Origin of the sequence: Gilliamella sp. B3367 (assembly GCF_026536825.1) — a bacterium.
GTDB classification, from domain to species: Bacteria; Pseudomonadota; Gammaproteobacteria; order Enterobacterales; family Orbaceae; genus Gilliamella; species Gilliamella apicola_E.
On the sequence record NZ_JAFNNJ010000007.1, the window covers coordinates 20,746 to 33,246 of the forward strand.

The window sequence follows — 12,501 nt, forward strand, 5'->3', positions numbered from 1 at the left end:
AAATTATTTTACTTTATTTAGCCATTCTAAAGATGTGTTATTATCAGTAAGACCCAGTTTACTTAGCTTATTTTCATAAAACTGTTTTACCTCGTCCCAACGGTAGTACGGATAATTATCGGTTTTCAATGGTAAATGCACTTCTCTTTCATTTAACATCACTTTGATTAAAATGGGTTGATGGGGTTGATTGCTTTGGTAAAAAATCCATTGAATATTAGCGCCCATAGGAATAATTTTTTCTGCTTGCCAAACGAATGGATAATCCGCGACTGAGTTAACAGCAGTATAAGTGCCTTCAAGTTCAAGCAATGTTGCTAATGGCGAAATAGTTTCAGCATGAGCAAACCGTAAATTAGCATCAATATTTTTATCAGTTATTGCCTTATCAGCTGTTTTTAACATATCCAACAATAATGGCGCAGCAATTTTAATCTGGATACCATTCGCATCAAACGCTGGACCAATTTGTAAAAAATTTTTAGAAGTGACTACCGTGTCAAACCATGATAACTGATTTTTAGTGAAATAAAGGCTAAAATCAAGATGGTTATCAGCTAAAATTTCAGGAGAAAATGATAATAACTCCTGGTAAAGTTGATAAACTGCAATGACAAAATCTGCTGTTTTAATTGAAGATTTTTCAGGTAAAGAAATCCCATTATTCAACTCATTACAAAAGCCTTGAGTAAATATTAAACTTGCAACATTTTGACTCATCTCTACTGTTTTAGTCGAATTTTCTAGCGATTTTAAGGCATTTTTAACACTTTTACTCTTTTTATATTCTTTATAAGTCGGAGAATATTCAAAAAAACGTAATAGAGTTTGTTGATCTTCTGGTTGTTGATAAATATTGATATCAGAATAGTTATTTTTAAATGTTTTAATAAAAATTTCTGCTGTTTCTTTAGCTCTTGGTGAGGTTGATGATATCACTTCGATTTTTTGTCCTTTAAAAACCGTTGGGTTATTGGCTAACATGCGTTGACTAATTAAACTAATATCTTTTCGACCAAGATCAGTAAGCTGACCATAATGATTTTTATTCAATGCTTTAATACGAATAATTTGCCTTAATAATGATTTTCCCATTTCGGTTAATTGATTATTTTTATCAGCTAAAATTAATACGTTATAAGCAATATCTTCATATTTAGGTTTACTAATATAACGTGAACCATGCCGACCAATATGATCAATATAAAATGCTTGATATCCATCTGGTGCAGGAGTCTGTTGTTTATCATACTGATACGCGGTCTTTGAACCTGATGTTATCATTTCTGCAAAACTTAATGGTGAAAACATCAGTAAACTGATGACTAAGATTAAAAATTGGATAAAAAAAGATTGTTTTATAAAAGACATAATGACTCCTACCTAATAATATAAGAGCAAAATAACAAGAGCGTGCTTTTAAAGCATTTTATACCATTAATCACATAATTTAACTGAAAATCATACAATTATTTTTAGAATACTCTTTCAATTTTTTAAAAAAAGATTATCTTATTAGCTACTTTTTATAACTCATTTAACTGCTTTAAAACATAATGAAATTATATGGCCTTTCTGGTATTAAAATAAGCTGTGCGTTTATATCTGCATGCATAAATACTCCTTACAACACAACTCGTTTTCTTAAAGATTTAATTGCCGGAATAACGGTTGGCATTATTGCTATCCCACTTGCTATGGCTTTAGCTATTGCAAGTGGTGTTGCCCCTCAACATGGCCTCTATACCGCAATTATAGCAGGCTTCGTGATAGCTCTCACTGGAGGATCACGTTTTAGTGTTTCCGGCCCAACTGCGGCGTTTGTGGTCATTCTATATCCTGTTTCCATACAATTTGGCTTATCAGGTCTATTAATTGCCACTCTACTTTCAGGCATTTTTTTAATATTGATGGGTGTAATTCGTTTAGGTCGATTAATCGAATACATTCCTCTACCAGTGGTGCTAGGTTTTACTTCTGGTATTGCAATAACCATCGCCACCATGCAGATAAAAGATTTTTTTGGCTTAACGCTAGAACACATGCCAGAAAATTATGTTAATAAAGTTATTGAACTAGTTAAAGCTTTTCCAACCATTAATATCGCAGATACCTTTGTTGGCTTAGTTACACTGATTGTTTTAATCATGTGGCCAAAATTTCGAGTAAAAATATCTGGCCATTTACCGGCTTTAATTGCTGGCATATTAACCATGTTAGTATTCAATCAATTTGGCTATCAAATCGAAACAATCGGTTCACGATTCACTTATACATTAGCCGATAACACTGTTGGTCATGGTATTCCGCCTGTTTTACCAGAATTTATCTTACCATGGGAACATGCAAGTTTCACATGGGATTGGTCAATAATAACCGCTTTAATTCCAATCTCATTAACGATGGCTATGTTATGTGCGATTGAATCACTACTATGCGCAGTTGTATTAGATGAAATGACCCATACCAAACATCATTCAAATAGCGAACTGATTGGCCAAGGTTTAGGAAATATCATTGCGCCATTTTTTGGTGGCATTTCAGCAACAGCGGCTATTGCGCGTTCAGCGGCAAATGTCAAAGCGGGCGCAACATCGCCAATTGCCGCCGTATTGCATTCATTAATCGTATTATTGGCACTTATCTGTTTTGCCCCACTTTTATCATTTATTCCATTATCAGCTATGGCAGCATTATTATTAATTGTTGCATGGAATATGAGTGCCATTCAACGCGTTATCTACATTATTAAATGCGCACCTAAAGACGATATCATGATCATGCTTATTTGCATGTCCCTTACCGTATTATTCGACATGGTAATCGCTATTACGCTTGGAATTGTATTAGCCTCAATCTTGTTTATGCGTCGTATTGCTAGTATGACTCGTTTAGTCGAATTGAACCAAAGCAATGAAAAGACGTTAGTACTAAGAATTAATGGTCCATTATTCTTTGCGGCTGCTGAACGGACTTTTTTAGAGTTATACCAAAAAATCAATGGTTATCAACATATTGTTTTACAATGGGATGCGGTACCTATCCTAGATGCAGGAGGCTTAAATGCACTTATCCATTTTATTGATGAATTACCTGAGTCAGTTGATCTATCTATTTGCGAATTGCAATTCCAACCATTAAAAACCTTAGCTCGGGCGAGAATTGTACCTGTATCAAATAAATTAATGTTTTATTCAACTTTAGATGAAGCACTGAAAGATAAAATTTAATATCAAAATTGATTTTATTATATTGATTAAATATTATACTTAGTGAAAGTAAATCGTCCGAGTTTTCACTAAGTATTTTTTATCAGCTATGTACACTTCCCTTTTTCATATGAGTCAAGATTAACTCAGAAAGATGGTGTTCATTTAATACATTACATTAACAACAGGAAATAAATATGATAGCTAATGAAAACACTATTCAAAGTTTTAAACAAAAATCAAATTGGTTTATTATTATTGGTATAGTTTTAATTATTCTCGGTTGCTTGGCATTAGGGTATCAATTCATAGCCACCGTTTTTTCTGTTTATTTTATCGGTTCACTCCTTTTTATCGCAGGGATTATCCAAGTAATCCACTCTTTTAACATCAAAGGATTTGGCCAAACTGCTTTATGGGCAATCATGGGGATTTTATATATCTTCATTGGCGCTATGTCGTTTTTCCAACCGATCGCGGTCTCAAGCGCATTAACATTATTAATTTCTTTATTATTGACGATTAGTGGATTTACTCAAATTTTTGCTGCAATGAGCAACCGCAACATACCTCGTTGGGGATGGGTCGTCTTTTCTGGGATGATTAACATCATTTTAGGACTTATGTTAATGGCAGGCTGGCCATATGATAGCGTTTGGGTATTAGGAATGTTTTTAGGTATAGATTTAGTTTTCCAAGGCTTTGCTTATATTGCAATTGGTTTTGCACTAAAAAATCATAGATCTTAAATTTCATTTTATTGCTCACAACATGGCTTGTGAGCAATAAGCCTCAACAGTTCAAAAATAAAACTTTCTAACCAAAAGCAACTATTTATAACTTTTATTGGTTTTCGCTTTGACTTCGCGCATTGACTGTAATATTCGATGGTAATTATCTAACCTTGATGGTGCAATCGCGCCTTGTGCAACAGCTTTCTGGAGTAAACATCCCGGTGTATCTAAGTGATTACAATCACGAAATTGGCAACCTCCTAAATAATCATCAAATTCAACAAAACCAGCAATAACTTGCTCTGGCTCTAAATGCCATAAACCAAACTCACGAATTCCTGGTGAATCAATAATATCCCCGCCATTTGGTAAATGATAAAGCCGAGTTGAAGTTGTGGTATGTTGGCCAAGCCCAGATATTTCAGATACTTCACCAGTTAGCGTAGCTTGGTTGTAAGGCAATAGTAAATTGATGATACTGGATTTACCGACACCTGATTGACCAACTAAAATAGAAATTTTACCATCTAAAACCTTCTGTAAAGGTTCAATACCTTGTTGTGACTGACATGAAACAAATAAAACCTGATAACCAATTTTAGTGTAAATAAGAAACTTTTGCTCAATTTCTTGTTTTTTTTGCTCATCAAGTAAATCAATTTTATTCAATACGATAATAGGTTTAATTTTAGTCGCCTCACAAGCGACTAAATACCGATCGATGATATTAAACGATAATTCAGGTAAAACGGCTGAAATAATAACAATTTGATCGACATTTGCTGCAACAGGCTTAACTCCATCATAAAAATCAGGCCGTACTAACTCGGAATGACGAGGATGAACTGCTTCAATAATACCATTAGTATTCGGTTCCAAACTCTCACGCCACAATACTTTATCCCCCGTCACTAATGACGGTAAAGTACGGCGAATACTACATCGATAAATAATCCCAGCATTATCTTCAACATCCGCTGATTTGCCAAACCTACTTACCACCACCCCTTCACGAGGCGCAGAGAAATTTGATAGATTTTCATCCATCTTAGTTTCTAAACGTTGTTGATGCTTAGCGGCCATACGCCTTTTTTGATTTTTTGAAAGTTGATTTTTTGCCACGGTTGCTAATTTTTTTGGTCAAACAGTTTAGTACTTATGCTACACTACTCAGCATTAAAAAGAAAATTTATACCACAAATTATGACTACTCTATCAAATAATCTGATATGGATTGATCTGGAGATGACAGGCCTCAATCCAAATAGCGATCGCATTATCGAAATCGCAACTATTGTAACTGATTCTAATTTAAATATTCTCGCTGAAGGTCCAGTCATTGCCATTCATCAAACAGATGAACAACTTGCGCTTATGGATGATTGGAATCAAAAAACGCATGGCAAGTCAGGATTAATCGATCGTGTTCGTCAAAGTACGGTTTCAGAACAACAAGCTGAACAACAAACTCTTGCGTTTTTAAAACAATGGGTTCCCGAAAACTGTTCACCAATCTGTGGTAATACGATTGGTCAAGACCGACGTTTTCTGTTCAATTATATGCCAAATCTAGAAAAGTATTTTCATTACCGTTATTTAGATGTCAGTACGATTAAAGAATTAGCCAGACGCTGGAAACCTGAAATATTAAAAGGTATCAGTAAACAGAGTTCTCACCAAGCGTTAGATGATATTCGCGACTCAATCGCTGAATTACTTTATTACCGACAACACTTTTTCAATCTAACTAATGAGTAATCATGAATATTTTATATACGATTTTACTTTATTTAATCCAACCGCTTGTCTGGTTTAGACTGCTTTGGCGCAGTCGCAAAGCACCAGATTATCGTAAGCGTTGGTTAGAACGCTATGGATTTTGTAAAAATAAAGTCAAATCAGGTGGAATTTTAGTTCACGCGGTATCTGTCGGCGAAACACTCGCAGCAATTCCATTGATAAAAACACTTCAAAAACAATATCCGCAGTTACCAATTACCGTTACAACAATGACACCTACTGGCTCTAAACAAGTTAAGACGCTACTAAAAGATAGCGTTAGCCATGTCTATTTACCTTATGATTTACCCTGTTCAATACATCGTTTTCTAAAAGCAGTTAAACCTAAATTAGTCATAATCATGGAAACCGAACTTTGGCCAAACTTAATTAGCCAATGCCATAACAAAAAAATCCCATTAATTATTGCTAATGCGCGATTATCTGAACGTTCAGCCAATAGGTATCACAAATTAGGAAAAGCGATTAGTAAACTATTAACTAAAATCAGCACTGTCGCCGCTCAAAACGAACAAGATGGAGAGCGATTTTTATCGTTAGGTTTGCCAAAAGAGCATTTAACCGTAACCGGTAGTATTAAATTTGATATTGAACTAACTGATAAACAAAGTCTTGCGCAATTAAAACAGCAATGGCAATTACATCGACCAGTTCTTATAGCCGCGAGCACACATTCAGGTGAAGATGAAATCATTTTATCAGCATTTCAACGACTACTAAAAAATCACTCTAACTTATTACTTATCTTAGTTCCGCGTCATCCAGAACGTTTTAAAACTGTTGAAGAACTAATTTCCGATAATAAGATAAATTATATCAAACGAAGCACGAAGCAAATCCCAACTGAGCAGACGCAAGTGATTTTGGGCGACACCATGGGAGAACTATTAGAACTTTATGGCTTAGCTAATATCGCTTTTGTTGGCGGTAGCTTAATTGAACATGGTGGTCACAATCCATTAGAACCGGCACTACACCATATTCCAATTATTAGCGGTAAATACTTTTTTAACTTTAAAGTGATTTGTGAACAGTTAATTGAAGCTAATGGTATGTTGATATGTGACAGCACAGCTGATTCACTCTATTCAACTGTAAACAGCTTATTGAATGACGACAATCGTTGTCAGCAAATGGGCGAAAACGCATATCAAGTATTAAAAAGAAACCAAGGAGCACTAAATCGCCTACTTAAGGTTATCCATCACTATCTTGAACCATATAAGGATAACCGATGAAAAACAAACAGGGAGTATTAATTGTTAATTTAGGTACGCCAAGTGCTGCAACGCCAGAGGCAATACGCTCTTACTTAACAGAGTTTTTACTCGATCGTCATGTTGTCGATCTTCCTGCTTTTATTTGGTATCCAATACTAAAATACCTAGTATTACCTAAACGCGTTCCCTACATCATTAACCATTATCAAAAAATATGGATAAATGAGGAATCACCATTACTCCATTACAGTAAACGCTTGATGAATCAATTACAACAAGCATTACCGGATATACAATGCGAATTAGCCATGACCTATGGTGAACCGAGCTTACAATCCGCACTAAATAATTTAAAATCATGTGAAAAAATAACACTATTACCGTTATTTCCACAATATTCGACAACTACAACTCAGGCGGTATTAGATAAAGTTAAGCAACTTATTCGTGATTGTGCGTTCAAGATTAACTATATTCGTGATTATGCAGATGACGAAAGTTATATCGATGCGCTTTATTCACAAGTGCAACAAGCTTTTTCAACGCAAGGACAACCTGATGTATTGCTTCTTTCCTATCATGGCATACCTCAACGCTATATTAATAAACGGCAAGATGACTATGTGCAAAGATGCCAGTTAACAACCAAATTATTGATAAAAAAATGCCAAGATAATGGTATCGACTTACCAATCAAAATGGCTTATCAATCTAAATTTGGTAAGGGGAAATGGGTTGAACCAAACACCAGCGATATATTAGAAAACCTAGCTAAAACCGGGACCAAACATGTCCATGTTATCTGCCCGGGTTTTTCGGCGGATTGCATTGAAACACTTTATGAAATTGATGAGCAAAACAGAGAAATATTTTTAAATGCTGGTGGTAAACAGTTTTATTACATTCCAGCCTTAAACGATACGCCATTACAGGTGGAATTAATCAAAAATATACTTCAAAAACCCCGTTCCTCAACTTTTTTGACTAATTAATATTTATTCTAACGATAATAAACTACCCAAAATCACATCAGCTGAACGTAAAATTGATTAAGGTTAAAGCTAAATTACCAACTAATTTAACCTAGATGATAACCTGTGTTAGGATGATAGTAAAAATTATCTGCGCTCAAAGGAGAATTATCGATGAAAATAATCATCATTGGCGCTCAAGCAGCTGGAGCAAGTGCTGCTGCAAAAGCCAAAAGAAGGGACCCCAATGCGACAATTTGTATCTATGAAAAATCAGATATAGTTTCATTTGGAGCTTGTGGATTACCTTATTTTATTGGCAATCATTTTGGCGATGAAAATGAAATGATATCCAGAACGCCAGAACAATTTGCTAAAGATGGCATTGAAATCAAAACATTACATGAAGTTATCGCTATTGATCCTAATTTAAAAAAAGTCACCGTCAAAGATATCAAAAACAATAATTGCTTTGACGATGATTATGATAAGTTACTCATTGCCGTTGGGGCGATACCAATAATTCCACCTTTAGAAAATAGACAACTGGAAAATATTTTCACTTTACGCGATATGTATGATGGTCTAGCAATAAAAAAAGCCTTAAACCAAAATACCAATGTCGTGGTCATTGGTGCTGGCTATATCGGGCTAGAAATAACCGAATCGTTAGTAAAATTGAATAAAAACGTAAAATTAATTCAATTAGATGATAGAGTTTTGACCGATGCCTTCGATCCAGAACTTACTGAGATAATTGAAGAAAATCTAAAACAACATTGTGATTTACATCTACAAGAGCAAGTACAAGGCTTTGAAGGTGAACAAAAAGTTACTCATGTTATCACCGATAAAGCTAAATATCCCGCCGACATTGTCATTATTGCCACAGGAGTAAAGCCTAATAGCGAAGTTTATAAACACCTCAATATTGAAACTCTTAGTAATGGTGCAATTGTCGTTGATAATTATGGACAAACTAACATAGCTGATATTTATGCTGCAGGCGACTGTGTCGCGCTTCATCATCGCGTTAGCCAATCAATGACTTATATTCCATTAGCGACCGGAGCGAACAAATTAGGTAAAATTGTTGGTGACAATTTAGCAGGCGGTAACAATCAATTCCCAGGAACCCTTGGGACATCAGCATTAAGAGTATTTGATATTGAAGCTGGTCGAACAGGATTAACCGAACAACAAGCTATTAAAGCTGGTATCCCATACAAAACAGTAGTAGTTAAAGATAAAAATCATAGTAACTATGCTGAAGGGCAAACTAGCGTCACGGCTAAACTTATTTATCACGCCCAAACTCGTATTTTATTAGGTGGACAGATTGCTGGGGGCAGTGGTGCTGTATTAAGAACGAATAGTTTAGCCACCGCTATTTGGGCTAATATGAAAATTGATGAATTAGCCATGATGGATTTTTTATATGCACCACCTTTTTCAAGACCATGGGATATTTTAAATATCGCTGGGGGCATTGCTAAATAGTATTGAAATATTTCAAATATTTGCAAAATTATTAAAATTCAAAATATGTGGTTTGGTTTTAATCCAAACCATAAAAGATTATTAAAAATTAATTCAATTTTATCCAAAAGCTGGGGGTAAACATGTCAGATGCCATTTTTCAGGGCACTTTTTTCGAAAAGTTCTTATCCATCACCCATTATCAAACTTTAATCGGGATTGGTTTATTACTGCTTTGCTTTTTTGCCGTCATGCGACCGATGCAAACCAAAAAAGTTAATTTTTCCATTAGAATGTTAGTCGGATTGGTGCTTGGTGCTGTTATTGGTTTAGGTATTCAAGCTGCAGCCGGTTTTCCAGAAAGTTCAACTGTTTGGATGCAAGAAACAGCAACATGGTATGGTTTGTTTGGTCGTGCCTTTATTGCCTTCATACGCATGTTAGTGATTCCATTAATTTTTGTCTCAATTGTAAAAGTGATTATTGATTTTTCTGGTAAAGACAATTTGCCGAAAATAGCATTCAGAGGAATTTTTTGGTTACTATTCACTACAGCCATCGCTTGTATTGTCGGTATTATTTTAGCAAATTTATTATCATTAGGTGAGTTGAGTTCAGCATCAGCCAAAACGGCTACCGCCAAACAATATACCAATATTATTGACACTTTCGTGAATCTTATTCCAAGTAATATCATCGGCTCTATGGTAAAAGAGAATATTGTAGGCTTAGTTATCTTTTCAGCATTGATGGGACTTGCCGCAAACCGAATGGAAAAAAAGAATCCACAACCTATTGCTCTTTTTAAAACCTTTATTGAAGCACTTTATAAAATTATCATGTCAATTGCCATGACGGTTATTAAATATATGCCTTATGCGGTGATTGCTTTACTTGCTCGTACAATTATTTCAAACGGTATCCCAGCAATTATTGATGTATCAAGCTTTGTATTAGCGATTTACCTTGCAACCATAATAATGCTTGTTGTGCATATTGTGATTGTCATGCTTCATGGAATTTCACCTATCGTATTTATCAAAAAAGCACTTGGCACATGGTTACTTGCTTTCACTAGCCGCTCATCTGTTGGTACATTACCGATGACGATCTCAACATTGACCGTCAGAATGGGCGTCAATACAGGTACAGCGAATCTAGTTGGCTCACTCGGAAGTACAATGGGAATGAATGGCTGCGCTGGCTTTTTCCCAGCCTTACTTGCGGTTATGGTTGCTCATATGGTGGGTATTAATACTGATATTCAATTCTATATAATGCTAGTCATTGTGGTAGTTATCGGATCAATTGGTATCGCTGGTATTCCAGGCACTGCAACAGTTGCAGCAACTGTCGTACTTTCAGGCATGGGTATGGCTGAATACTTCCCATTAATTGGTATGGTGTTAGCCGTCGATCCAATCATTGATATGGCTAGAACGTTAGCTAATGTTTCTGGATCAATGACCGCTGCAATAGCAACCGATCATGAAGTCGGATTAATGAATATGGATATTTATAATGATCCTAATGTGACTTTGGATAATGAACAGTCTGAAGTTTAACAATAAAGATAATTTTCAGTTTAATTTAATTAACAAAAAGACGCCAATTGGCGTCTTTTTATATCAGCGGAAAAACAAAATTAAATGGTTTTTAACCATGCTTTAACATCATCACCCAAACTTTTGTGACGCATTGCGTATTGTACAAAAGTTTGTACATAACCCAATTTATTTCCACAGTCGTGGCTTCGGCCTTTAATACAGTATGCATCCACTCGATCTTCATCAAGTAACATCGCAATTGCATCAGTCAATTGAATTTCACCTCCAGCACCTAAAGGCGTTTTAGCTAAAAGTGGCCAAATTTTTTCAGATAAAACGTAACGCCCAACAACTGATTGGTTAGATGGAGCTTCTTCTATTGACGGTTTTTCAACTACACTATACATTTGCGCTATATTACCAGCTGATAACTCTTCACCACGGCAGTCAACAATACCATAAGATGAAACAAGATCTTTTGGTACAGGTTCGACCATGATTTGGCTATGTTTAGTGTTATGATAATTATTAATCATCGCCGCTAAATTATCTTGAGCAAGATCACTATCATACTCATCAATAATCACATCCGGTAATACTACAGCAAAAGGCTCATCACCAACTAAAGGATAAGCACAAAGTACAGCATGACCAAGTCCTTTTGCTAATCCTTGGCGAACACTAGTAATCGTCACGTTTTTTGGCAGAATCCCTTGTACTTCTTGCAAAAGTTGACGTTTAACTCGGGCCTCAAGCATAGCTTCAAGCTCAAAACTGGTGTCAAAGTGATTTTCTATAGAATTTTTAGACGAGTGCGTTACAAAAATAATTTCAGTTATCCCTGCCGCAATACACTCTTTGACAACATACTGAATAAGTGGTTTATCAACCACAGGTAACATCTCTTTAGGAATCGCTTTGGTTGCAGGTAACATTCTTGTGCCAAGACCAGCAACAGGAATAACTGCTTTTTTAACTTTTCCTTTAACAGATGATTCAAAATTTAATGGCATTTTAATTCCTTAAAATAATAAAATGATAAATTAATTAATTATATTGTTATGACTTTTACATTGTCCTTCAACAAAGGTATTTACAACTCGCTCTGATCTTAATATATAAGCAGCCCAAATACCGCTCCAAATGAGTTGTTTTACTGTTTTAGCTATCTCTCTTGATTCGATCGGAAGTTTAGTATAATGATAACAAAGATATTGGTCCAAAAGAAGAAATGAACATGAAGTGACTAGATAACCTATCATATAATAAGGAAATTTATAGTTTTTAGTAAAAAAAAGATAAAGCAAATAAATAGCAAAAAGAATTAAAATTGCGTTTAGACCTATTTCTACAAATAAAATCCAACTAATATTAGGAATATATTGGTCAGAAACTTGATTAATAAAATCACTCCCATGGAACTTCAAAGTCATTACAATAAAGCCAATAGTGAATAGATTTAGTACAAGCGTAAATACGATGAATATTGCAACAACTATAAGCCAGCCACCTAATCCTTTAAGTTTTGGATTATCCGTCAT

The 12,501-nt window shown here is 35.1% G+C and carries 11 protein-coding genes; 7 read left to right on the plus strand and 4 right to left on the minus strand.

The window, feature by feature from the left end:
* Positions 1–3: 3 nt before the first annotated feature.
* The gene (locus J3U23_RS09935) at positions 4–1,371 is read right to left on the minus strand and encodes a histidine-type phosphatase (protein WP_267339154.1); all 1,368 of its coding nucleotides are present in this window, start codon (positions 1,369–1,371) and stop codon (positions 4–6) included.
* Between the two features lie 185 nt (positions 1,372–1,556).
* On the opposite strand from J3U23_RS09935, the gene dauA reads away from it, so the two are divergent.
* Both dauA and J3U23_RS09945 read left to right on the plus strand, forming a co-directional pair.
* Entirely contained in the window at positions 1,557–3,230 is a 1,674-nt protein-coding gene (gene dauA / locus J3U23_RS09940) for a C4-dicarboxylic acid transporter DauA (RefSeq protein ID WP_267339156.1), read from the plus strand.
* A 176-nt stretch (positions 3,231–3,406) separates the two neighbouring features.
* Positions 3,407–3,958, plus strand: coding sequence for an HdeD family acid-resistance protein (locus J3U23_RS09945; protein ID WP_267339158.1), 552 nt, complete (start codon positions 3,407–3,409; stop codon positions 3,956–3,958).
* Between the two features lie 81 nt (positions 3,959–4,039).
* Here the strand turns inward: J3U23_RS09945 and rsgA are convergent, their stop codons facing one another.
* Entirely contained in the window at positions 4,040–5,065 is a 1,026-nt protein-coding gene (rsgA, locus tag J3U23_RS09950) for a small ribosomal subunit biogenesis GTPase RsgA (protein ID WP_267339160.1), read from the minus strand.
* Between the two features lie 81 nt (positions 5,066–5,146).
* Between rsgA and orn the strand changes: the two genes are divergently transcribed.
* From orn to J3U23_RS09975, 5 genes are all read left to right on the plus strand, one after another.
* Positions 5,147–5,701 carry an oligoribonuclease gene (gene orn / locus J3U23_RS09955; protein WP_416380113.1) on the plus strand — a complete coding sequence of 185 codons (555 nt, stop codon included), beginning with the start codon at positions 5,147–5,149 and terminating at the stop codon, positions 5,699–5,701.
* Between the two features lie 2 nt (positions 5,702–5,703).
* Positions 5,704–6,981 (plus strand): lipid IV(A) 3-deoxy-D-manno-octulosonic acid transferase, encoded by a 1,278-nt coding sequence (gene waaA, locus J3U23_RS09960; protein WP_267339162.1) that lies wholly within the window; start codon positions 5,704–5,706, stop codon positions 6,979–6,981.
* The gene (gene hemH / locus J3U23_RS09965) at positions 6,978–7,955 is read left to right on the plus strand and encodes a ferrochelatase (RefSeq protein WP_267339164.1); all 978 of its coding nucleotides are present in this window, start codon (positions 6,978–6,980) and stop codon (positions 7,953–7,955) included. The genes waaA and hemH overlap by 4 nt, the downstream gene beginning before the upstream one ends.
* Positions 7,956–8,108: 153 nt before the next feature.
* On the plus strand, positions 8,109–9,434 hold the full coding sequence (locus J3U23_RS09970) for a CoA-disulfide reductase (protein ID WP_267339166.1): 1,326 nt from the start codon (positions 8,109–8,111) through the stop codon (positions 9,432–9,434).
* Between the two features lie 122 nt (positions 9,435–9,556).
* Complete coding sequence (locus J3U23_RS09975) at positions 9,557–10,978, plus strand: cation:dicarboxylate symporter family transporter (protein WP_065735219.1); 1,422 nt, start codon at positions 9,557–9,559, stop codon at positions 10,976–10,978.
* An 80-nt stretch (positions 10,979–11,058) separates the two neighbouring features.
* On the opposite strand, the gene galU is transcribed toward J3U23_RS09975, so the two are convergent.
* Both galU and J3U23_RS09985 read right to left on the minus strand, forming a co-directional pair.
* Positions 11,059–11,973, minus strand: coding sequence for a UTP--glucose-1-phosphate uridylyltransferase GalU (galU, locus tag J3U23_RS09980; protein WP_065561799.1), 915 nt, complete (start codon positions 11,971–11,973; stop codon positions 11,059–11,061).
* A 30-nt stretch (positions 11,974–12,003) separates the two neighbouring features.
* Positions 12,004–12,501: a DUF2569 domain-containing protein gene (locus J3U23_RS09985; RefSeq protein ID WP_267339169.1), complete on the minus strand. Its 498-nt coding sequence runs from the start codon at positions 12,499–12,501 to the stop codon at positions 12,004–12,006.